The organism is Bradyrhizobium sp. NP1 (genome assembly GCF_030378205.1).
Lineage (GTDB): Bacteria > Pseudomonadota > Alphaproteobacteria > Rhizobiales > Xanthobacteraceae > Bradyrhizobium.
Genome location: NZ_CP127385.1, coordinates 2,431,516 through 2,452,301, shown reverse-complemented (window position 1 = coordinate 2,452,301; position 20,786 = coordinate 2,431,516). Strand labels below are relative to the sequence as shown.

Here is a 20,786-nt window from a genome sequence, read left to right as displayed (position 1 = left end):
GCCTGAAGGTTGAGCGGTTTGCTCGGCTACAGGCGCGTCGCACTGACGCCGTGTCGTCCCTTGTCGGTCTTCTCGTAGAAGTTCTTCAGAAGCTCGGGCACGGTCGGGTTGCTCGCCATCAGCGTATAGGCGGCATACGCTTCCCTGTAGAGCTGGTCGTCAAGGCTGCGCCCGACCATGTCGAGAGTCACCCGCTTTGCCGACCGGATGGATGCCTGATCGTTGCGGAGGATGGTTCTGGCCACAGCTTCAGCCGTCTCCATCAGCTTTTCATGCGGCACGACCTGCGAAACCAGGTTGATCTGAAAGGCTCGGTACGCATCAATCGGCTCTGCGGTCAGCAGCATCTCCAGCGCAATCCCGACTCCGCAGAAATTGACCAGCCGGGCGATGCCGCCGTCGCCATGGTGGAAGCCCCGGCGCGCTTCGAACGACCCGAATTGGGCGCGCTCTGAAGCAATGCGAATGTCCGCAGCAAGCGCCGTCTCGAACCCGCCGGCCAGCGCCCAGCCGTTCACTGCAGCGATGACGGGCTTTGGAAAACGGTGCTTGCCCCGCGTCGCGCCACCAAGCCCCAACTTCACCCAATCGGCAAGTTTTCCGGGCGAGGCGCCGACATAGGCGGAGACGTGCGTCTTGAGATCCATCCCGGCGCAGAAGGCATCGCCCGTGCCGGTGATAATCACCACGTCAGTCAGATCGTCGCGTTCGAGATCATCCCAGGCGGCGCAAAGCGCATTATGCAGTTCAAGATTGATCGCGTTCTTCGCTTCCGGGCGATTGAGCCTGAGGTAAGCGATCCTATTGCGTTTTTCGATTTCCAGCACGGCCATGTGTGAACTCCCATTCGGTGTTGACTTTGAACATCACGAAGTTATAAATACATAACATCGTTATGTACGCAAGCTTCGAGCGCAGTTCCGCTGGACAGGATTGATCATGGACGATCCCGAGAGGAAAAACCGCAAACTTGCAGTGGATGCGACCAAGCGCGAACTGATCCGTTCGGCGGCAAAGAAGCTTTTTGCCGATTTCGGGCTGGAGCGAACCTCGGTGCGCGAAATTGCGCGACTGGCGGGCTACACCACCGGCGCGATCTATTTTCACTATGCCAACAAGGAAGAGCTGTACGCCGACATCCTCCGCGCCTCGCTCGATCAGCTCTTTATGGAGGTCGAGCGATCGGTCGCTCCAAACGGAGAGCCGCTTGAAAGGCTCGCGGCCGCCTTCCGGGCGCTGGTCCGCTTCTACGACCAGAACCCGCGCGATCTCGACCTCAGCCTCTATCTCCTCAACGGCGCCCGGCCACGAGGCCTGACGCCCAAGCTGAACCGGGAGCTCAACGAAAAGCTGCTGACGGTGCTTGACGTGTTCCGGACCGAACTGTCGCGTGCCGGAATACCCGACACGCAGCTTAACGTCGAGGTCGCGGTGATCTTCGACGAGATGATCGGCTCGCTGGTCGCCGCCCATACGGGCCGTTTGCGCGTGATCGGTACCGACCTCGCAAGCGTCGTCGATCGTCACACCACAAACCTGGCACTGCGACTGCCGAAGGCGCGAAAACGCTCCTAGCTGCGTTCGTTGCTCCGGCCTCGCGCCAGTCAACCAGGACGAAGGGAGTCAACCAGATGCTTCAAGCCGCGACCAGCTATGCGCACGGTGCTTGCGACGAACCGCTGATCGGCGAGACCATAGGCGCTCGTTTCGATCTCGCGGTCGCACTTTGGTCTTCGCGCGAAGCACTCGTCGTCCCCTATCAGAATGTACGCTGGACCTATCGCGAGCTATCGGACAAGGTGAATGCTTTCGCCGCCGGCCTGCTCGCCTTGGGGCTTCGTCCGGGCGACCGCATCGGCATATGGTCCCCCAACAACGCGGAATGGGTGGTTGCGCAGTTCGCGGCCGCCAAAGCCGGTCTTATTCTGGTGACCATCAATCCGGCCTACCGTGTCGAGGAAGCCGGCTATGCGCTCGACAAGGTCGGCTGCAAAGCTCTCGTCATCGCGACGTCCCACAAGGGCAGCAACTATGCGGGCATGCTGAACGAACTGGCGCCCGAACTTGCTGGTTCCGAGCCGGGACGGCTGAAGGCATCACGGCTTCCCAAGCTCGAGATCATCGTCCAGATCGGTGAAGCGATGCCCGGCGCCCTCGCGTTCGACAACGTAATCGAACTCGGCGTCGCGACCGGCGAACGGGAACTGCATGACATCGCCGCGGCATTCGGCTTCGACGACGCGACCAATATCCAGTTTACCAGCGGGACAACCGGGCCGCCAAAGGGCGCAACGCTCACCCATCACAATGTTCTCAACAACGCCTATTTCAGCGGCCGGCCGCTGAAGCTTTCATGCACCGATCGCATTTGCCTCCCTGTTCCACTCTATCATTGCTTCGGCATGGTGCTCGGCAACCTGATGGCCGTGTTGTATGGCGCAACACTGGTTTATCCGGACGCGTCGTTTGACCCTCTGCGTGTCCTTCAGGCGGTTGAAGCTGAACGATGCACCGTCCTGTACGGCGTCCCCACCATGTTCATCGGCGAGATGGAGCATCCGCAATTTTCCCGCTTCGACCTGCGATCGCTTCGCACAGGCATCATGGCAGGCAGCCCCTGCCCTCTGGAGGTCATGCGCCGCGTCATCGAACGAATGAACTTGCGCGAGCTTACGATCGGCTATGGTATGACCGAGACCAGCCCGCTGAGCTGTCAGGGCTCGCCCGATGATCCGATCGAGCGCCGTGTCGGCACGGTCGGTCGCGCTCATCCGCATGTCGAAATCAAGATCGTCGATCGACAAGGCACGACCGTGCCGCGCGGGAGCATCGGGGAGCTGCTGGTCCGGGGCTATTCGGTCATGCAGTGCTACTGGGGCGACCCCGAAAAGACAGCCGAGACTATCGATACCGCCGGCTGGCTGCACACCGGCGATCTCGCAACGATGGATGCGGAGGGCTATTGCAACATCGTTGGCAGACTCAAAGACATGATCATACGCGGTGGCGAAAATATCTATCCGCGCGAGATCGAGGAGACGCTCCACGGGCATCCCGGCATCGAGGCGGCCTGCGCATTCGGTGTTCCCGATGCCAAATTCGGCGAGCAGATTTGCGTGTGGGTCAGGCTGCGCTCCGGGTGGGAACTGACGGCCAACGACGTCCGTGACTATTGCCGCGCGCGGCTCGCCCATTTCAAGGCGCCACACTATGTCAAGTTCGTGGAGGAGTTTCCCATGACGGTCACTGGGAAGGTCCGCAAGGTCGAAATGCGGGCAATGATGCGCGAGGAACTCGGCCTTCGGGAAGAACAGACGGCGTGACGAGCGCTCACATGGGCACGATGTCCGCGCACAAATCAGGCATCTCAACGTCGGAATTCAACGATATCCTCCGCGCCACAATGCCGGCCGCGATCTTCTTCGGCATTCAGGCGGAAAGGATTGATCCGGGGGTCGCGCTGCTCCGACTCGACTACAGTCCCAAGATCCTGAGACCCGGTGGAACGCATGGCGGACCATCGATGATGGCGCTGATTGATCTTGCCATGTATGCGGTCGTCCTTTCCTTGGACGCAGACAGCACGGGCGCCCTCACAACCCAGCTTGCCGTGCAGTTTCTTCAACGGCCGGCCGCAACGGACCTGCTCGCGGAATGCCGAATGCTCCATGCCAGCGAGGCCACGTCCGTGGGACGTTGCATCGTATTCCCGGCCACCAATCCAGAGACGATCCTTTGCACTTCGACCTGCAGTTACGCGATCCCGGCCCCAAAGCCGGGCTGATCAGCCCTCAATGCTCGCCTGGCGCCTGCTTTGCGGCGGCCGCAAGCTCGGCACAGCCAACAGCTTCCGACGGTGGCAAAGCTCATCTTGCCCGTGAGTGCCGCGACAACAGCGCCAACGATGATGCCGAGCAGAACCGCGATTCTTCTGGACTCGTCCGGCGCAATCGCCCATAACGCGCCGCTCATCTATCTGCAGGCCGTGCTGACCGGCGCTATGCCGCCGAACAACATCACCGAGATAACCGACGACGAGCGCAGGGTTCTCGCATCCTGGATCGAACGGCGATGATGAAGACGATCCCCATCGAACCGCTGACGCGCGAGGCCTTCGCACCGTTCGGCGACGTCATCGACGCCGCCGGCGCGCAGGCCATACCGATCAACCAGGGCTTTGCGGAGCGCTGCAACGGCCTTGCGACGATCGATGTCGCAAGCGAAGGCGGCAACCTCAATGTCAGCCTGTTCACGGCGCAGCCGCGTCCCTCGCCGGTCGTCATCGCGCTGATGGAGCGCCATCCGCTCGGCAGCCAGCTCTTTGCGCCGATGCAGGACAGGCCCTGGCTCGTCGTCGTGTGCGCAAACCCACGCGAGGCGCAGAGCTACCGTGCCTTCCGCGCCTCGGGCCGACAGGGCGTCAACTATGCGCGCAATGTCTGGCACCATCCCCTGCTCGTGCTCGATCCGGACAGTCGCTTTCTCGTGGTCGACCGGATGGGCCCTGGAAACAACCTCGAAGAAGTCGAACTCGGCACGGCCGGGCAGATGGCGCTTGCGGCATGACCATCGGAGGCGTTGCATGACAAACCACTACTATTCGGGCATGGGCGGACATCCGCCGCAGACCGACCTCCTGACCGACCGCGCCGTCTTCACCGAGGCTTACGCCGTCATCCCGCGCGGCGTGATGCGCGATATCGTGACGAGCTACCTGCCGTACTGGGAGCAGACGCGGCTGTGGATCATCGCCCGCCCGCTGTCCGGCTTTGCCGAGACGTTCTCGCACTACATCATGGAAGTGGCGCCGGGCGGCGGCAGCGACAAGCCCGACGCCGACGCACAGGCCGAGAGCGTGCTGTTTGTCGTCGAAGGCGAGGTGCGTCTCTGGCTCGGCGGCTCGGCCCACACGCTCGCGGCCGGCGGCTACGCCTATATTCCAGCCGGCGCGCAGTGGGCCCTGCACAACCGCAGCGCCGCATTGGCCAAATTCCACTGGATCAGGAAGGCCTATGAGCCGGTCGCCGGCCTTGCCGCGCCGGACCCTTTCGTCACGAACGAAAAGCTGGCCGAATTGCACGGCATGCCCGGCACGGACGGCAAATGGGGGACGCAACGCTTCGTCGATCCCGCCGACCTGCGCCACGACATGCACGTCAACATCGTCAGCCTGGAGCCCGGCGCCGTGATCCCGTTCATGGAAACGCATGTGATGGAACACGGTCTCTACGTGCTCGAAGGCAAGGCGGTCTACCGGCTCAATCGGGATTGGGTCGAGGTGGAGGCCGGCGACTACATGTGGCTGCGCGCATTCTGTCCGCAGGCATGCTACGCGGGCGGCCCAGGTCGCTTCCGCTACCTCCTCTACAAGGACGTCAACCGGCACCCCCGCCTGCTGCGCGGTTGAACGACGCGCTCATTCGAAAGACTAAGCAAGCGACGTGCCAAGGATAAAGCCCGGCCGGTGCCTCCCGGTTCTCGGAAATGGCATGCGTGTTGCTTGCGCTTCCGCTAACATGCGCCGAACGAGGGGGAGCACGCCATGGCCACGATGTCAGCGACAGCGGTCGGCGCGCGGAAGCCGATCTACACCTCGCTGTTCGTGCAGGTGCTGGCGGGCCTGATCCTCGGCATCGTGCTGGGCGTGACCGCACCCGAATTTGCCGTCAGCCTGAAAATCCTGAGCGACGCCTTCCTGAAGCTGATCTCGATGATCGTCGCGCCGATCGTGTTCTGCGTCGTCGTTCACGGCATCGCGGGCGCGGGCGACCTGAAGAAGGTCGGCCGGGTCGGGGTCAAGGCACTGGTCTATTTCGAGGTGATGACGACGGTCGCACTGATCATAGGTCTCCTGCTCGCCTATCTGTTCGGCCCCGGCCACGGCATGAACATCGACACCTCGACGCTCGACGCCAAGGCGCTCAGCAGCTACGCCGACAACGCGCACAGGCTGCAGGGCGGCGGCATCGGCAGCTTCCTGATGAACATCATCCCCACCACCTCCTTCGACGCGCTGGCGCGCAATGACGTGCTGCAGGTGCTGTTCTTCGCCATCATCTTCGGCGTCAGCCTCGCGCTGGTCGGCGGCGAGAAAGGCGAGCGCATCGGCTCCCTGATCGATGCGGTATCGACCGTGCTGTTCCGCGCCATGGGCCTGATCGTTCGCGTCGCACCGCTCGGCGTCCTCGGCGCCGTTGCCTACACGGTCGGGAAATATGGCGTCGGCTCGCTGAAGCAACTGATCTCGCTGGTTGCGCTGTTCTATGTTTCGGTCGCGATCTTCGTACTCGCTGTCCTCGGCGGCGTGCTGGCGCTTGCCGGCCTGAACATCCTCAAGTTCCTGAACTACCTGCGCGAGGAGCTGACGATCGTGCTCGCTACCGCCTCCTCGGACGCAGTGCTGCCGCAGGTCATGCGCAAGCTCGAACGGCTCGGTGTCAAGGATTCCGTCGTCGGCCTCGTCATTCCCACCGGCTATTCCTTCAACCTCGATGCGTTTTCGATCTACCTGACGCTTGCCGTGGTATTCATTGCGCAGGCCACCAACACGCCGCTCTCGTTCGGGGACCTTCTGCTCATCCTGGCGGTGTCGCTGATCACCTCGAAGGGCGCGCACGGCGTTCCCGGATCGGCCATCGTCATTCTGGCTGCCACCTTGAATGCGGTACCGAGCATTCCCGCCATCGGGCTTGTGCTCGTGCTCTCGGTCGACTGGTTCATCGGCATGGCGCGGGCGCTCGGCAATCTGATCGGCAATTGCGTCGCAACCGTCGTGGTCGCGGCCTGGGAGGGCGATCTCGATCGCGCCAAGGCCAGCGCCGTGCTCGACGGCCGCGAGCTGGTCGATGTGACGACCGGCTAGTGGAGTGGATTTGACATTCGCTACCCATCCTAACCACGAGCCCGCAAAGCGAATGTCAAATCCAAAACTCCACTAGAAATCTATATTTGCTAGTGGTCCTTTGATTCTAACATTCGCAAACATGCCTGCTAGAACGGGATGCGAATGTTAGAATCGGACCACTAGCGTATCGCCCGTCGCTGGTTCCAGCGGTAGCTGCCGCCAGACCCCGCTTTAGAATCTCTAAAGGCTGCGATAGTTCAAGCCGCGTTCCCGGCGCCCCACCACCTCCCCTAGTCTCATCGAAGGAGAGCAACGCTTCACTCGAAGAGACAGGGGAAACTGGAATGCTTGACGTCAACAAAGTACGCGGCGGCGATGGTCTGGCACCGATCAGCACGCAGGTCGACGAAATCCTGGAGTCGGTTTTCGAGACCACGCGGAAGGCCACGACGGCCTTCTTCGACGCCTACAACGAGAACCCGAATCCGAAGGTATTGGCGACCTGGCTTGAAACGCGGGCGTGGCGGGAAATCGATTATGTCTTCCTGCTGAACGAGCAGATCCGCCGCTACGGCATGCGCTTCAAGCGCAATCACATCACGCTGCTTGCCAAGCAGTCGTTTCAGGAGGCCGAACACTATGAGGACGTCGGCCGGGCCGTCGAGTCGCTCGGCGGCACCGTGCCGACCAGCGTGCCTGACTCTTCCGTGCCCTGGAGCAGCTGGCTCTGGGGTTGCATGGACCGTCATCATCTCGCGGGAATAGCGGCCTGGTACGTCTCGGAAACCTCCGCCTCGGGCAGCTTCGAGCCGACCTTCATCGGCGCCGCGCGCCAGGGCCACACCGAGGTGGTGAAGATCTACAAGCAGATCGAGATCGACGAGAAATTCCACACCGGGCTCGGCCGGCAGATCCTCAGCACCTACGCCAAGACCGACGAGGATCGCGAGGAAATCCTGCGCGCGATGATCGGCATGCGCGACATCGCCTGGAAGACGTTCACGCCCGAAGTGGTGGCCGCAACGATGCGCGCCAGGGAAGGCAAGACGGCCGCCGCCGTCTGACGCAGATCATCGATCCGGCGCCGCCATGCGCCGCCATTGCTCGCGCGACCCGTTCATACGGGTCGTCGCGGGACACCCGCTGCAAGGCAACACGATGGACGCAAGCTCGACATTCAACGCCAGGGTACGCCGCCTCTCCGCGGTCGCGGACGGCGTGCTCGCGATCGAGCTTGGTCATGCCGACGGCGGCCTCCTGCCCGCCTGGGACGCGGGCGCGCATATCGATCTGAAACTGCCCAACGGCATCGCCCGACAATATTCGCTGTGCGGCGAGCTCGCTGACCGCGAGACCTGGCGGATTGCGGTGTTGCGCGAGCCGAACAGCCGCGGCGGCTCCGCCTATGTTCACGACGCCCTGCGTGCCGGCGACGTGATACCGGTGTCGGGGCCGCGCAACAACTTCGCGTTGACCGATGCGAACCGCTATTTGTTCATCGCCGGCGGCATCGGGATCACGCCGATCCTGCCCATGCTGAAGGAGGCGTCGCGCCACGGGCGCCCCTGGACACTGGTCTATGGCGGTCGCACGCGCGGCTCGATGGCGTTTCTCGACGAGATCGCAGGCCATCAGGATGCCGACATCTCCATCGTGCCGCAGGACGAGTTCGGCTTGATCGATCTCGACCGGCACCTGTCGGTCCCGCAGCGCGGCACGCTGATCTATTGCTGCGGCCCCGGCCCGCTGATCGACGCGGTCGAGGGCGCATCGCGGTGCTGGCCGCCAGCCTCCCTGCACCGTGAGCGCTTTGCGCCGAAGCTGGTCGCCGAGCCTGCTGCCGGCGACAGCTTCGAGGTCGAACTGGCGCTTTCCGGCCAGGTTCTTGTCGTCGGCGAGGATGACAGCCTGCTCGAAGTGCTGGAAAACGCCGGCTACCAGGTCACCAATTCCTGCCGCGCCGGCATCTGCGGCACGTGCCTGCTCAAGGTCGCGGCGGGCGAACCGGACCATCGCGACGACCTGCTGGACGACGAGCAGCGCGCGAGCAACGCGATGATCCTGCCATGCGTTTCTCGATCAAAAACAAAGAGGCTGGTTTTGCAATTGTGACGTCACGTTCTCGATGAACGAAAAACAGGAGGGGAGTGAAAATGCGCAAGACAGAAAACATAAAGCGCTCGATAGCTGCGGGTCTCGCCTTGATGCTGGGCGCGATCGCGTCAGGCCACGCGTCCGAGATCGCGATCGGCGTGAGCATGCCGTTGACCGGTCCGTTTGCCGCGTCGGGCAATTATGTGCTGAACGGAGCCAGGATCGCCGCCGACGAGATCAATGCCGATGGCGGCGTGCTCGGCCAGAAGCTGAAGCTCGTCGTCGAGGACAACAAGAGCAATCCGACGGAGTCCGCATCCGTCGCCGAAAAGCTGATCTCGCGCGACAACGTCCATGTGGTGATGGGCGCCTGGGGCTCGACCCTGACGCTCGCGGCACTTCCCGTCGTCATGCAATACAAGGTGCCTATGCTGGTCGAGACCTCCGGCGCCAACAAGATCACCGAGAGCGGCAACCCCTACATATTCCGAATCGCCGCGCCCGCCTACCTCGAGGCCGAGGGCCTCAAGCGCAAGCTCGATACGTTCAAGATCAGGAAGGCCGACTTCCTCATCATCAACAACGACTGGGGCCGCAGCACCGCAGCCGACTTCAGCAAGATGTTCAAGGAGAACGGCATCCAGGTCGGCCTGACCGAGATCATGGACCAGGCGGCGCAGGACATGAGCGCGCAGATCGCCAAGATCAAGTCGTCGGATTCCGACACGCTGATCGTGACCACGGCGGTCGAGCAGCTCACGTTGGTGCTCAAGCAGGTCAAGGCGCTCAATCTCGGCAAGCAGGTGATCACGACCGGCGGCTCGCAGAGCCCGGATCAGCTCGTCGAACATGCCGGCGCGGCGGCCGATGGCTCGGTCCATCTCGTGTTCTTCTCGCCCTGGACGCCGGACAGGACAGCCCACCCCGAGAAGGCGAAAGCCTTCATCGACGCCTGGGCGCGCCGTGGATTTGCGCCCGCGGGGCTGACCGAAAGCTTCCGCGGCTATGACGGCATTCAGGTGATCGCGGCAGCGATCCGCAAGGCGGGATCGGACGAGCCCGAGGCGATCCGTCAGGCGCTGTGGAACGTCTCCGTTCCCGGACTGAACGGCACGGTGACGTTCAACAAGGCCGGGCCGGCCGGCAAGGAAAGCGGCCAGAGCATCCCGCAAATCTACTTCGTCAAGGTCGACGGCGGGAAGATCAAGCTCGTCGAGTAGATCTTTTCAGAACCTCAAGCACCCTCACCAGCAACGAGACGGACGGCGGGCCCAGCGAGCCGCGCCGTCCGCATGGAAAACGTCAAGGACAACAGGATGAAGTCGCGCGCCGCGGTTGCCTGGGAAGCCAAAAAGCCCCTGAGCATCGAAACCATCGATATCGAGCGGCCCCGGGCCGGGGAAGTCCTGGTCGAGATCAAGGCGACCGGGGTTTGCCACACCGACGCCTACACGCTGGCAGGCCTCGATTCGGAAGGAAAGTTTCCAGCGATCCTGGGCCACGAGGGCGCCGGCGTGGTCCGCGAGCTCGGACCGGGCGTGACGTCGCTTGCCGTCGGCGACCATGTCATTCCGCTCTACACACCCGAATGCCGGAGCTGCAAGACGTGCCTGTCGCGCCGCTCCAATCTTTGCACCGCGATTCGCGGCACCCAGGGCCAGGGCTTCATGCCGGACGGCACATCGCGCTTCCGCTGCGACGGCGGCGAGGTGTTTCACTACATGGGCTGCTCGACCTTCGCCAATTTCACGGTGCTGCCCGAGATCGCGCTCGCAAAGGTGCGTAAGGACGCGCCGTTCGAGAAGATCTGCTACATCGGCTGCGGCGTGACGACCGGGATCGGCGCCGTCGTCTACACCGCCAAGGTCTGGCCCGGCGCGAACGTCGTGGTATTCGGGCTCGGCGGCATCGGCCTTAATGTCATCCAGGGCGCGCGCATGGTCGGCGCCGACAAGATCATCGGCGTCGACATCAATCCCGCCAAGGCCGCCATGGCGCGCAAGTTCGGCATGACTGATTTCATCAACCCGGACGAGATCGGTCGTGACCGCGTCGTGCAGGCGATCGTCGATCTCACCGGCGGCGGCGCGGATTTCTCGTTCGAATGCATCGGCAGCGCACCGACCATGCGCCAAGCGCTGGAATGCTGCCATCGCGGCTGGGGTGAATCCGTCATCATCGGCGTCGCGCCGTCCGGCGTGGAGATCACGACACGCCCGTTCCAGCTCGTCACCGGCAGGGTCTGGAAGGGCTCGGCGTTCGGCGGCGCGCGCGGCCGCACCGATGTGCCGAAGATCGTCGACTGGTACATGGAAGGCAAGATCAACATCGACGACCTGATCACCCACACCATGCCGCTCGACCGCATCAATGACGCCTTCGACCTGATGCAGGCGGGAAAATCGATCCGCAGCGTCGTTGTGTACTGACGCGAGCCGGCCAAGTTCGTTCATCTTGAAGGACCAGAGGAGCCATTGATGTCCGACGCTATCCGTATTCATCCCTCCATCGACGGCGGCATGCGCCCGGCGAAGCCGGATTTTGCCGGCGGCACGCTCTCCTGCTCCTGCGCGAGCGCGCCGGTCACGGTCGAGATCAAGGGCCAGGTCGCGCACAACCACGCCTGCGGCTGCACCAAATGCTGGAAGCCGGATGGCGCCATGTTCTCGGTGGTCGGCGTGGTGCCGCGCGACGGGCTGCGGGTCGGCGCCAATGCTGCCAAGCTCTACGTGGTCGATGAAGGCGCGGCCATCCAGCGCCACGCCTGCAAGGACTGCGGTGTCCACATGTACGGCCGCATCGAGAACAAGGATCATCCGTTCTACGGTCTCGACTTCATCCATACCGAGCTGTCGAAGGATGAGGGTTGGGCGCCGCCCGCATTCGCGGCCTTCGTGTCGTCGGTGATCGAGTCGGGCGTCAGACCGGACAGGATGGAATCCGTGCGCAGGACGCTGAAGGATGCGGGCCTTGCCCCCTATGATTGCCTGTCGCCGCCTCTGATGGATGCGATCGCAACACACGTTGCGAAGAAATCCGGGGTTTTGACGCCCTAGCGCCGTTCCGGCGTTCCAAGCGCGCCGGAAATGGAACCAGGCTCGCGGCCCCGACCGGAGCGCCGCGGGCTTGCCAGGCGGCTCGCGCTCCGTCAGATTTCGAACCATGACAAGGGAGGTCGAGGCAGCGGAAACGATGAGACGACGATGAACGATTTGCCGCCGTTTCGTGCGTTGCTGGTGTTCGACGTCGTCGGCCGTTGTTCAAGCATGAAGCGGGCGGCCGACGAGCTCGGCGTCTCGCCGGGCGCCGTCAGCCAGCAGATCAAGATCCTCGAGGAGGCACTCGGCCTTCAGCTTGTCGCACGCAACACCGCCGGACTTCGCCTCACCGAATTCGGCGAGCGCTACCACCGCGAGACTTCGCGCATCCTCGCCGATCTGCGCCGCACGCATCGCGAGCTCGCCGCGACGCGTGCCTCCAGCGGCCTGATCGTCAGCGGCCTGCCGCTGCTCACCAGCAAGTGGCTGGCGCCCCGCATGCTGGAATGGCAGGCGCTCCATCCCGACATCAGCCTGCATCTGGAAGGATCGATCATCGAGCCGTCGCTCGAATCCGGGCAGGTCGATTTCCGGATTTCATACCGCGACCGCATCCGCCATTTCGAGAGCGGCGTTCCGCTCTACACGGATTCGCTGGTGCCGGTGTGCAGCCCCGATCTGCTCAGGAATGGATCACCTTTGGAGAGCCCGGGCGACCTGGCCCTGTATCGGCTGTTGACCATCGACTGGAAGCCCCTGCTGTCGCCCTCGCCGAGCTGGAAGGACTGGTTCGCTAGCGCCGGGGTCACGCCCAGTGCGGCGCTGCGCGATACTTTCGTCTTCTCGCTGTCGAGCCTGGCCATCGAGGCCGCGATCGACGGGCGTGGCGTGGCGCTGGCGCAGTCCTCGCTCGTCTCGGAAGATATTCGCGCCGGCCGGCTGGTCGTGCCCTTCTCCCATCGACTGATGCTGCCATCCCCCTATTTCCTGGCATGGCGCGCCGGCGTCTTCGACAAACATGGTGCGCGCGATTTTCAGCGCTGGCTGATCGGATTGGCGCGCAGCCAGGATCATCCGCCGGACGCGCAGCAGTCCAGGGGCTGACCGGCCGAATCCGATCGGCCGCGGACAGAACTGCGCCGCGCCAAAGCGGCTGCCGGCGCCGCTGCGCCAATTCCATTGACCCTCCAATCACGTGCACGCCGCTAGCCGCTTGCGCTCCCGATTCAAATAACCTATCATTCCGTTAATAGGATGATTGGGGAGAGGAATGGTTCAGATCACCTTCGTGGAGCCGGCTGGAGCCGAAGTGGCAGTGGATGCGACCGAGGGCTGGAGCCTGATGCAGGCCGCAGTCGCCAACGGCGTCGACGGCATTGTCGCCGAATGCGGCGGCTCCTGCGTATGCGCCACCTGCCACGTCTATGTGGATGAGACCCGACTTGCAGCGCTTCCCGCCCCAGGCGAGATCGAGCTCGAACTGCTGGAGGAGGTGAAGGCCGAGCGCCGTCCCAACAGCCGGCTTTCCTGCCAGATCACGGCAACGCCCGAACTCGCTGGCCTCGTCGTCACGATACCGCCGTGTCAGACTTGACGGAGGCCGACGCGCACATCGTTGTCGTCGGCGCCGGACAGGCCGGCCTGCAGGCCGCGGAAACCTTGCGCGCCGGCGGCTTCGAAGGGAGAGTCACGCTTGTTGGCAGCGAGCCGCACGCTCCCTATCACCGGCCGCCGCTGTCGAAGGGCTGGTTGAGCGAAGCGCTGGATGCGCGGCAGCTCGCGATCCGCGACGTATCCGCGCTGGAGCGCAAGAACATCGACCTGCGCGTCGCATCCCATGTCGCCGAAATCGACGCCAACGCCCGAGCCGTCCGACTGCAGGACGACAGCAGGATCGCCTATAGCGGGCTCGTGCTCGCAACCGGCGCCACGCCACGAATGCTCGGCAACGCCGCGCCCGCGGACGGCACGATATGCGCGCTCCGCTCGCGCGAGGACGCCAGCGCGATTGCGAAAGGACTGCGGAACTGCCTGCAAGCGCGGCTCCCGCTCGTGGTTATCGGCGGCGGATTCATCGGCCTTGAGGTCGCGGCCAGCGCCCGCAAGCTCGGCGCTGATGTCGTCGTGCTGGAAGCCGCGCCGCGGCTGCTCCAGCGCGCCCTCTCGCGCGAACTCTCCGACTGGTACGCCCGGCTGCACGCCTCGCATGGCGTCACCCTCGTGCTCGACGCCCGGATCGACAAGGTCGAGACGTCGGGATCGACCGCGCAGGTCCGCCTGATCGATGGCCGGCGCTGGGAGGCTGGCCTCGTCCTGGTCGGCGTCGGCATCATCCCCAACGACGAACTGGCGCGCCGCGCCGGCATTGCCTGCGACAATGGCATCATCGTGGACGCCTGCAGCCGCACCTCGATCGCAGGGATCGTCGCTGCCGGCGATTGCACGGTGTGCCGCCTGCCCGACGGTTCCATGAGGCGGCTCGAGTCGGTGCAGAGCGCCGTCGAGCAGGGCCGCGCCGCCGCCTACACGCTGCTCGGCATGGAGAAGCCGTTCACGGGAACGCCGTGGTTCTGGTCGGACCAGTATGATGCCAAACTGCAGATCGCGGGCCTGTCGCGCAGCGCGGATCGCAGCGTCGCGAGGGGCGACATGGCCGGCAAGTCCTTTTCGATCTTCCACTATGCCGTCGACCGCCTCGTCGCCGTCGATTCGATCAATGCCGCCAGGGATCACGTCATTGCGCGACAGCTGATCGGTGTGGGCGTGTCGCCCACCATCGACCAGGTCAGCGATATCTCCTTCGATCTCGGCCGGCTGCGGCCAGCCTGACGTTGCAAAGCGACCGTCGCGTTCCAGGAACGGCCAACCCCCGACACCGGGATTGCTGAACAGATTGGTCCGCGCGCAAGTCCGCTGCGGGCCCGGACGTTGCGCGTCCAGGCCCGCATGCATCGATCACTTGCTGACCAGCGACACCTTGCCGTCTTCGATCTTGACGAGATGGGTGCTGGCCGGGCTCTGCCCGCTTTCCTTGCCCTCGGGGCCAACCTTCTCGAACTTGATGTTGCCGGTGAGACCTGCGTAGCTGACCTGCCAGAGCGCGGCCCGGATCTTCTCCGGGTCGGCCGCGCCCGCCTTCTCGATCGCCTTGGCAAGAATGCGAACGGCATCGTAGCCCCGCGCGCCCTCCGGCATGCCGGCCGGCTTCAATCCGGCCTTGGTCCAGGTCGCGATGAACTTCTTGGCAATATCGGGATCACCAGCGGTGTCCGGGAACCAGGGCGCGAACATCGCGTCGTGATAGGAATCGTTGGCGGCGGAGCCCGCCTGCTCGATCAGCTGGTCCGGCAGGGTGCCGCCGGTGGTGACGATCTTGCGCTTGATGCCGAGGCCCTGGGCCTGCTTCATCAGAAGCGTCATCTGCTCGACGCTGGTGGTGATGAACAGCGTATCGCTGTCGGAGCTCTTGATCGAGGAAAGCTGGGCCGAGAGGTCCTGTGCAGCTGCATCCATCTGCAGCGAACGGTTCACGGTGGCGCCCTTTTCCTTCAGCATCTTGGAAAACTCGGCCGCGGCGCCGAGCCCCCAGTCGTTGTTCACGACCAGGAAGTCGGCCTTCTTGATGCCGAGCGGCTCGACAAAGCGCGTAAAGGCCTTGGCTTCCGTGCTGTTGGTGGGGCTGATGCGGAAAATATAGGGATTGCCCGAGCTCGTGATCTTGTCGGCGCTCGACGTCTCGACGATCATCGGCACCTTGTATTCCATCAGCTTGGGCATGACGGCGAGCGTGTAGGTCGAGCTCCAGGCTCCGACGAGCGCGGACACCTTGTCGCTGGTGATCAGCTTCTCGGCGACACTTGCAGCCTCAGTCGGGTTGCTCTTGTTATCCTCGATGACGAGCTGGATCTTCTTTCCGAGAATGCCGCCGTTCGCATTGATATCCTCGGCCGCGATCTTGGCGCCTGCCGTGACCATATTGCCGGATGCGGCAACCACGCCGGTCAGCGGCTGGTTGATTCCGATCTTGATCGTCGCGTCCTGCGCCAGGGCGCCCTGCCCCAGACAAGCGACGATGATTCCAGCGGCGACCCGCGGCAAACACGACTTCATAAAACTCCTCCTTGGTTTCCCCCGGTCGAGCCGGACCGCTCGACACCCTAAAAGCATAACATTAGGATGATAGTCTTTCAACTGCGATCAAATATGCTTATAGAATGGGCACAAGTGCCTTGCTTTAAAAACCTATCATGCTATTTATAGGATGATTTAGCAGAGGGAGAGGCCCTCTTTGGCGCCCGCGAGACGATGGGCGGCCCAAGGAGAAAACGACAAGAATGACAGACACGCACGCGCGCCTCCGCCGCCTCGTTCGATTGCACGATGCCAGGCCGGATCTCTCCATCCGAACACTGTTCCATGCGGGCCCGCCCTACCGGGGAACACCCCCGAAAGCGGTCACGAATGCCGCAGCGCAGGCTGCGGTCGTCAGCGGCCTCGCCGAAACCGCCGAACAGGCGCGGCGCATGATCGAGCGGAGCGAGCTCGACCTGCTGCCGGCCCAGGACCACGGCATCGCGGTTCCGCTCGGCATGGTGCTGTCCGCGCAGATGTGGTGCTTCGAAGTCGGCGACGACACGCGCGTCTTCCACTCGCCGGTCGGCGAGGGGCCGCCGCCGGCGCTGCGCTTCGGCTCGGACGATCCGGCATGCGCCACGCGGGCGCGCGATTGGTGCGCCGAGGCGGCCGGCGCCATCAATCCGCTGCTGGCGAATGGTCTCGCGGTCGAGCCGCTGATGTCGGCCGCCTTGCAGCAGGGCGACGAGTGCCACGCCATCACGGCCGCCGGCAATCGGCTGTTCATCGAGCAGCTCGGCCCGCTGCCGGCGGAGATAAAGGCGGCGATATCGGGCAATGCCGGCTTCGTGCTCGGGGTCTGGATGGCCTGGGCAGGCTGGAAGCTGCAAACCAGCCAGGCGATGATCGCCGCGATCGGCGGCAACGGCCGCGAATTCGGCTGGCGGCCGCGCGACCAGGCGGCCTGGCGAACGATGCCGGCTCCGCCGCCGACAGGAAAGTATTTCCAGCCCGATCGCGCGGCGCATGCGCTCGGCGCGGTCGGAGACAGCGCCATCGTCGACATCTGCGGCTTTGGCGGCCAGGCGCTTCATTGCGCGCCGGCGCTCATGCAGGAATGGGCCGACGTCTTGCCGTCGGATTTGAAGCAGCGCCGCGACCGCATCGTCGATTCCCACTCCGGCATCGTCGACATTGCCCGTATCAGGGACAGCCGGATCGAACCGATCATCAATCTCGCCATTCTCGATCGGGACGGTGCAGCCGCCCCGCTGGGCCGCGGGGTCGTGATCGTTCCGCCAACCCTTTTCTCAACAGGAGACTAGACCATGGACCTCGTAGACAAGGTGGCGATCGTCACCGGCGGCGCGATGGGGATAGGCTTCGCGACCTGCGAGGCGCTGGCCGCCCAGGGCGCCGCCATCGTCATCGCCGACCTCAAGGGCGCCGCCGCGGCGGCCGAAAAGTTGCGCGCCAGGGGATACAAGGCAGCGCACGCGGATATCGATGTCTCCGTCGAGGACGACAGTCACCGGATGGCCGAGGCCACCCTCAAGGCGTTCGGGCGGATCGACATTCTCGTCAACAACGCCGCCATTTATTCGGCACTGTCGCTGAAACCCTTCGAACAGCTCACGGTGACCGACTGGCGCAAGATGCTCGACGTCAACGTCATCGGGCAGTTCCTGTGCTGCAAGGCGGTGTTGCCGACGTTCAAGAAGCAGGGCTCGGGCCGGATCATCAACATCTCCTCGGGCGTCGCCTTCAAGGGCAATCCCGGAATGCTGCACTACGTCGCATCGAAAGGCGCCATCGTGTCGATGACGCGGACGCTCGCCACGGAGCTCGGCGAGCATGGCGTGCTCGTGAACAGCGTCGCGCCCGGCTTCACGCTGAGCGACGGCGTTCATCAGAACCCCGAACTGGCCAAGACCGTCTCGGGCTTCTCCGTGCGCAACCGCGCGCTCAAGCGCGACATGGTCCCGGCCGACGTCGTCGGCGCGGTCACCTTCTTTGCGGGTCCGCATGCGGCATTCATCACCGGCCAGACGCTCGTCGTTGACGGCGGCGCCTACTACCACTGAGCAGCGGCCGAAACCTGTTTCCATTTTCCTGCAGAGGAGATCGACAATGAAATACGTCAAAGAGGCATGGTATCCCGTGGTATGGGCCGATCGCGTCGGCCGCGAACTGACACGGCATGTCGTGCTCGAGGAGCCGCTCGTCATCTACCGGCTGGAGAACGGGGACATCGCGGCACTTCAGGACGCCTGCCCGCACCGCCTGGCGCCGCTCTCGCTCGGCAAGCTGAAGGGCGACACGATCGAATGCGGCTATCACGGCATGACCTTTGACTGCAGCGGAAAGTGCGTGCGCATTCCCGGGCAGGACATCATTCCGGGCAGCGCGCTGGTCCGCTCTTATCCGCTCCAGGTCAAATACGGGCTGGTCTGGGTCTGGATGGGTGACGCCAAGAATGCCGATCCGGGCAAGATCTTCCATTTGCCGCAATATGGACAGGACGGCTGGCACGCGGTGCAGGGCGACACGCTGCGCATCGAGTGCAACTATCTGAGCCTGTGCGACAACCTGCTCGATCCCGCCCACGTCACCTTCGTGCACACCACCACGCTCGGCACGCCGGCCGGCGCGACGGTGCCGGTCAACAACGAGTATCGCAACAACGAGATCACGGTCTGGCGCTGGATCCGCAATGCGCCCGCGATTCCCTTGTTCGCCAAGTTCGGCAAGCTGAGCGGCATGGTCGATCGCTGGCACTACTACAACTATTCGACGCCCTGCTATTTCGCGATCGACATGGGTTCGTGCCCTGCCGGCAGCATCCCCGACATGGAACAGCGCTCCGAGGGCGTCCAGATGTACGCCTGTCACGTGCTGACCCCGGTCGACGAGCGAACCGTGCTGCAGCATTGGTTCCACGTGCGCAACTTCCGCACCGAGGAGCACGACATGGACGCCGAGCTGACGTCGAGCCTGGATATGGCCTTCAAGGAAGACAAGGTCATTCTTGAGCGTATCCAGATCGAGGAAGAGCGCGATCCCGACTTCAAGCGCATCATTCTGGGGATCGATGCCGCACCGATGAAGATGCGCCGCATGGTCGACAAGCTGATCGAGGCGGAGTCGGCCGCCCGCCAAGAGGGCGGCGCGACCGCGTCCGGAGCACGGAAAACGGCCCGGCCCGCGGTTTGATCATGCGGACGGAGGGGTTCCTCCTGACTGGCCCCGAAGCCTGGCTTCGGGGTCCTCTTTCATTTTGAAGAGGTTTGGAATCCGAACGGTTGAATGGGCCTGCGTCGGAACGGCGCTATCGCCCAGGCTTCAACGCGATCCCGCAGGGCGAACACCCTTCCGCGGATCGACCAGGTCCCGGCGAAGGGCAAAACAGTTTCGGTGATAGTGGAACTTCGCCACGTAGATGGCGGTGCCGTTGTCATCGACCAGCACCAGCCGGCAATCGGCCGTCGGCTCGCCGAGGCCGATCTTGAGCAACTCGGATGTTTCAGGCCCGGCAACGCCGATCGTGACGATCTGAAGCGCGTGGGAGATCGCGACGTCGCTCATCTCCAGCAGGCGCGGCAACGCCGGCTGCCGCGTGAAACGCTTGCGGTCGCGATTGAAGATGTCGCGGGCGAGATGGAGGTTGACGACGGCAAACGGTTCGTCGGCGTGATACTGCACGCTGCGCAGCATCGTATAGCCGTCCGCCAGCACGCCCTCGTTGTCCTCGAGCATCGGAGGCATCGCGTCCTCCTCGATATGGACAATGCGCAGAACGTTGTTCTTGATCGAGCTGACGACGGCGTCGAGATCGCTCGCGAGGTTGAACCAATGCCTGCCCTTGGGCCGTCCCGAGACGAAGGTGCCCCTGCCCTGGCGGGCATCGAGCAGGCCTTCCTCGCTCAAGATCTCGATCGCCTGCCGGATGGTGATGCGGGCGACGCCGAACTCGGTCTCGAGCTCCTCGATCGTCGAAATCTTGTCGCCCTCTTTCCAGAGGCCCGATTCGATGCGTTGCCGCATGACCGAGGCGACCTGGATATAAAGGGGTATCCGGCTGAGGTCGTAGTTGAAGATCTGCTTGGCCATCGAACAACTTTAGGTACGGCGGACCGAACGATATGTCCCGGCAGGTATTACGCAATTTGCTGCCCTTTGCAACGGCGTCCGACCACTATGGCGAAGAGTATTGCTGCTTGATGTGAGCCGAAAACGACAGCCGGCCGCACTGAATTTCCGGCCGAAAGCCCAAACGACCCCACGCATGACGACAGGCTGTGACGCATGGCGTTGTCATGCCCGCGCCGCAACCGGCGGCATCACCGCCGGGCGGCAGCACGCGTCTGAGGCAGAAGCGCCGGCATCATGGAGCGTCCTTGCGCGGGGTTTCTTCGCTGTTCTCGGCATCGTCGGGTTCTCGGACCAGCGTCGCCGGTTCGTCATAGCCTGCGCGGCTGCTGTAGAAGACAAGCGCCATCAGCCCGATGCCGAAGGCCAGGGAGAACAGCACGCCCAATGCCAGGGCGACGTAACCTGAAGCCGGCACGTCGGCGTCAGTACTCGTCCAGCCCTGATAGGCAAGCACGCCAGCCGCGATCAAAAGCAGCGACAGCACGGCGATGACGGTCCATGTCGCGAGACGCTTGCGACGTGGATTTGATGCGCCGGTTGCCGCGTCATCATCGGTGCCATCGCTCATGGGAAATGCTCCTCAT

General features: G+C 63.7%; 22 protein-coding genes. 18 read left to right on the top strand and 4 right to left on the bottom strand.

The genetic code is table 11. The annotated features are described in order from the left end of the window. Positions 1-26 precede the first annotated feature (26 nt). Positions 27-833, bottom strand: coding sequence for an enoyl-CoA hydratase/isomerase family protein (locus tag QOU61_RS11740; RefSeq protein ID WP_289658502.1), 807 nt, complete (start codon positions 831-833; stop codon positions 27-29). 106 nt (positions 834-939) lie between these two features. On the opposite strand from QOU61_RS11740, the gene QOU61_RS11735 reads away from it, so the two are divergent. From QOU61_RS11735 to QOU61_RS11665, 15 genes are all read left to right on the top strand, one after another. Next, positions 940-1,575 carry a TetR/AcrR family transcriptional regulator gene (locus tag QOU61_RS11735; RefSeq protein WP_289658500.1) on the top strand — a complete coding sequence of 212 codons (636 nt, stop codon included), beginning with the start codon at positions 940-942 and terminating at the stop codon, positions 1,573-1,575. A gap of 56 nt (positions 1,576-1,631) precedes the next feature. Further along, on the top strand, positions 1,632-3,323 hold the full coding sequence (locus QOU61_RS11730; protein WP_289658498.1) for an AMP-binding protein: 1,692 nt from the start codon (positions 1,632-1,634) through the stop codon (positions 3,321-3,323). An 11-nt stretch (positions 3,324-3,334) separates the two neighbouring features. Further along, on the top strand, positions 3,335-3,784 hold the full coding sequence (locus tag QOU61_RS11725; RefSeq protein ID WP_289658496.1) for a PaaI family thioesterase: 450 nt from the start codon (positions 3,335-3,337) through the stop codon (positions 3,782-3,784). A gap of 120 nt (positions 3,785-3,904) precedes the next feature. Continuing rightward, complete coding sequence (locus QOU61_RS11720) at positions 3,905-4,075, top strand: hypothetical protein (RefSeq protein WP_289658494.1); 171 nt, start codon at positions 3,905-3,907, stop codon at positions 4,073-4,075. After that, positions 4,072-4,566: an ureidoglycolate lyase gene (locus QOU61_RS11715; RefSeq protein WP_502876917.1), complete on the top strand. Its 495-nt coding sequence runs from the start codon at positions 4,072-4,074 to the stop codon at positions 4,564-4,566. Before QOU61_RS11720 ends, QOU61_RS11715 begins: the two co-directional genes overlap by 4 nt. A 16-nt stretch (positions 4,567-4,582) precedes the next feature. Further along, a complete protein-coding gene (locus tag QOU61_RS11710; RefSeq protein WP_289658492.1) occupies positions 4,583-5,407 on the top strand; it encodes a bifunctional allantoicase/(S)-ureidoglycine aminohydrolase in 825 nt (274 codons plus the stop codon). Positions 5,408-5,542: 135 nt separating this feature from the next. Beyond that, on the top strand, positions 5,543-6,862 hold the full coding sequence (locus QOU61_RS11705; protein WP_289658490.1) for a dicarboxylate/amino acid:cation symporter: 1,320 nt from the start codon (positions 5,543-5,545) through the stop codon (positions 6,860-6,862). Between the two features lie 326 nt (positions 6,863-7,188). Further along, positions 7,189-7,908 (top strand): ferritin family protein, encoded by a 720-nt coding sequence (locus QOU61_RS11700; protein ID WP_289658488.1) that lies wholly within the window; start codon positions 7,189-7,191, stop codon positions 7,906-7,908. A gap of 25 nt (positions 7,909-7,933) precedes the next feature. After that, complete coding sequence (locus QOU61_RS11695; RefSeq protein ID WP_289658486.1) at positions 7,934-8,956, top strand: PDR/VanB family oxidoreductase; 1,023 nt, start codon at positions 7,934-7,936, stop codon at positions 8,954-8,956. Between the two features lie 41 nt (positions 8,957-8,997). After that, positions 8,998-10,158 (top strand): ABC transporter substrate-binding protein, encoded by a 1,161-nt coding sequence (locus tag QOU61_RS11690; protein ID WP_502876916.1) that lies wholly within the window; start codon positions 8,998-9,000, stop codon positions 10,156-10,158. Between the two features lie 96 nt (positions 10,159-10,254). Next, positions 10,255-11,367 carry an S-(hydroxymethyl)glutathione dehydrogenase/class III alcohol dehydrogenase gene (locus QOU61_RS11685; RefSeq protein ID WP_289658484.1) on the top strand — a complete coding sequence of 371 codons (1,113 nt, stop codon included), beginning with the start codon at positions 10,255-10,257 and terminating at the stop codon, positions 11,365-11,367. Between the two features lie 48 nt (positions 11,368-11,415). Next, the gene (gfa, locus tag QOU61_RS11680) at positions 11,416-11,994 is read left to right on the top strand and encodes an S-(hydroxymethyl)glutathione synthase (RefSeq protein WP_289658482.1); all 579 of its coding nucleotides are present in this window, start codon (positions 11,416-11,418) and stop codon (positions 11,992-11,994) included. A 147-nt stretch (positions 11,995-12,141) separates the two neighbouring features. Further along, a complete protein-coding gene (locus tag QOU61_RS11675; RefSeq protein WP_289658480.1) occupies positions 12,142-13,080 on the top strand; it encodes a LysR substrate-binding domain-containing protein in 939 nt (312 codons plus the stop codon). 166 nt (positions 13,081-13,246) lie between these two features. Continuing rightward, on the top strand, positions 13,247-13,570 hold the full coding sequence (locus QOU61_RS11670) for a 2Fe-2S iron-sulfur cluster-binding protein (protein WP_289658478.1): 324 nt from the start codon (positions 13,247-13,249) through the stop codon (positions 13,568-13,570). Then, positions 13,558-14,805, top strand: coding sequence for an NAD(P)/FAD-dependent oxidoreductase (locus QOU61_RS11665; RefSeq protein WP_289658477.1), 1,248 nt, complete (start codon positions 13,558-13,560; stop codon positions 14,803-14,805). The genes QOU61_RS11670 and QOU61_RS11665 overlap by 13 nt, the downstream gene beginning before the upstream one ends. 126 nt (positions 14,806-14,931) lie before the next feature. Here the strand turns inward: QOU61_RS11665 and QOU61_RS11660 are convergent, their stop codons facing one another. Continuing rightward, positions 14,932-16,086, bottom strand: a complete 1,155-nt coding sequence (locus QOU61_RS11660) for an ABC transporter substrate-binding protein (protein ID WP_289658476.1) — start codon at positions 16,084-16,086, stop codon at positions 14,932-14,934. A 224-nt stretch (positions 16,087-16,310) separates the two neighbouring features. On the opposite strand from QOU61_RS11660, the gene QOU61_RS11655 reads away from it, so the two are divergent. The 3 genes from QOU61_RS11655 to QOU61_RS11645 are packed head-to-tail and all read left to right on the top strand — an operon-like array spanning position 16,311 to position 19,263. Continuing rightward, on the top strand, positions 16,311-17,375 hold the full coding sequence (locus QOU61_RS11655; protein ID WP_289658475.1) for an oxamate carbamoyltransferase subunit AllG family protein: 1,065 nt from the start codon (positions 16,311-16,313) through the stop codon (positions 17,373-17,375). A gap of 3 nt (positions 17,376-17,378) precedes the next feature. Further along, positions 17,379-18,134: an SDR family NAD(P)-dependent oxidoreductase gene (locus tag QOU61_RS11650; RefSeq protein WP_289658474.1), complete on the top strand. Its 756-nt coding sequence runs from the start codon at positions 17,379-17,381 to the stop codon at positions 18,132-18,134. A gap of 46 nt (positions 18,135-18,180) precedes the next feature. Next, on the top strand, positions 18,181-19,263 hold the full coding sequence (locus QOU61_RS11645; RefSeq protein ID WP_289658473.1) for an aromatic ring-hydroxylating dioxygenase subunit alpha: 1,083 nt from the start codon (positions 18,181-18,183) through the stop codon (positions 19,261-19,263). A gap of 129 nt (positions 19,264-19,392) precedes the next feature. Here the strand turns inward: QOU61_RS11645 and QOU61_RS11640 are convergent, their stop codons facing one another. Together QOU61_RS11640 and QOU61_RS11635 are read right to left on the bottom strand one after the other, a co-directional pair. Beyond that, complete coding sequence (locus QOU61_RS11640) at positions 19,393-20,160, bottom strand: GntR family transcriptional regulator (protein WP_289658472.1); 768 nt, start codon at positions 20,158-20,160, stop codon at positions 19,393-19,395. A gap of 274 nt (positions 20,161-20,434) precedes the next feature. Continuing rightward, positions 20,435-20,770 (bottom strand): hypothetical protein, encoded by a 336-nt coding sequence (locus tag QOU61_RS11635; RefSeq protein WP_289658471.1) that lies wholly within the window; start codon positions 20,768-20,770, stop codon positions 20,435-20,437. Positions 20,771-20,786: the final 16 nt, after the last annotated feature.

Excerpts from the sequence above, each read along its gene's own strand:
- QOU61_RS11730 (WP_289658498.1), top strand. The coding sequence starts at position 1,632 with ATGCTTCAAGCCGCGACCAGCTATGCGCACGGTGCTTGCGACGAACCG.
- QOU61_RS11655 (WP_289658475.1), top strand. The coding sequence starts at position 16,311 with ATGACAGACACGCACGCGCGCCTCCGCCGCCTCGTTCGATTGCACGAT.
- gfa (WP_289658482.1), top strand. The coding sequence starts at position 11,416 with ATGTCCGACGCTATCCGTATTCATCCCTCCATCGACGGCGGCATGCGC.
- QOU61_RS11710 (WP_289658492.1), top strand. The coding sequence starts at position 4,583 with ATGACAAACCACTACTATTCGGGCATGGGCGGACATCCGCCGCAGACC.
- QOU61_RS11740 (WP_289658502.1), bottom strand. The coding sequence starts at position 833 with ATGGCCGTGCTGGAAATCGAAAAACGCAATAGGATCGCTTACCTCAGG.
- QOU61_RS11735 (WP_289658500.1), top strand. The coding sequence starts at position 940 with ATGGACGATCCCGAGAGGAAAAACCGCAAACTTGCAGTGGATGCGACC.
- QOU61_RS11695 (WP_289658486.1), top strand. The coding sequence starts at position 7,934 with ATGCGCCGCCATTGCTCGCGCGACCCGTTCATACGGGTCGTCGCGGGA.
- QOU61_RS11670 (WP_289658478.1), top strand. The coding sequence starts at position 13,247 with ATGGTTCAGATCACCTTCGTGGAGCCGGCTGGAGCCGAAGTGGCAGTG.
- QOU61_RS11725 (WP_289658496.1), top strand. The coding sequence starts at position 3,335 with ATGGGCACGATGTCCGCGCACAAATCAGGCATCTCAACGTCGGAATTC.
- QOU61_RS11640 (WP_289658472.1), bottom strand. The coding sequence starts at position 20,160 with ATGGCCAAGCAGATCTTCAACTACGACCTCAGCCGGATACCCCTTTAT.
- QOU61_RS11645 (WP_289658473.1), top strand. The coding sequence starts at position 18,181 with ATGAAATACGTCAAAGAGGCATGGTATCCCGTGGTATGGGCCGATCGC.
- QOU61_RS11700 (WP_289658488.1), top strand. The coding sequence starts at position 7,189 with ATGCTTGACGTCAACAAAGTACGCGGCGGCGATGGTCTGGCACCGATC.
- QOU61_RS11650 (WP_289658474.1), top strand. The coding sequence starts at position 17,379 with ATGGACCTCGTAGACAAGGTGGCGATCGTCACCGGCGGCGCGATGGGG.
- QOU61_RS11635 (WP_289658471.1), bottom strand. The coding sequence starts at position 20,770 with ATGAGCGATGGCACCGATGATGACGCGGCAACCGGCGCATCAAATCCA.
- QOU61_RS11675 (WP_289658480.1), top strand. The coding sequence starts at position 12,142 with ATGAACGATTTGCCGCCGTTTCGTGCGTTGCTGGTGTTCGACGTCGTC.
- QOU61_RS11720 (WP_289658494.1), top strand. The coding sequence starts at position 3,905 with ATGATGCCGAGCAGAACCGCGATTCTTCTGGACTCGTCCGGCGCAATC.
- QOU61_RS11705 (WP_289658490.1), top strand. The coding sequence starts at position 5,543 with ATGGCCACGATGTCAGCGACAGCGGTCGGCGCGCGGAAGCCGATCTAC.
- QOU61_RS11715 (WP_502876917.1), top strand. The coding sequence starts at position 4,072 with ATGATGAAGACGATCCCCATCGAACCGCTGACGCGCGAGGCCTTCGCA.
- QOU61_RS11690 (WP_502876916.1), top strand. The coding sequence starts at position 8,998 with ATGCGCAAGACAGAAAACATAAAGCGCTCGATAGCTGCGGGTCTCGCC.
- QOU61_RS11660 (WP_289658476.1), bottom strand. The coding sequence starts at position 16,086 with ATGAAGTCGTGTTTGCCGCGGGTCGCCGCTGGAATCATCGTCGCTTGT.
- QOU61_RS11685 (WP_289658484.1), top strand. The coding sequence starts at position 10,255 with ATGAAGTCGCGCGCCGCGGTTGCCTGGGAAGCCAAAAAGCCCCTGAGC.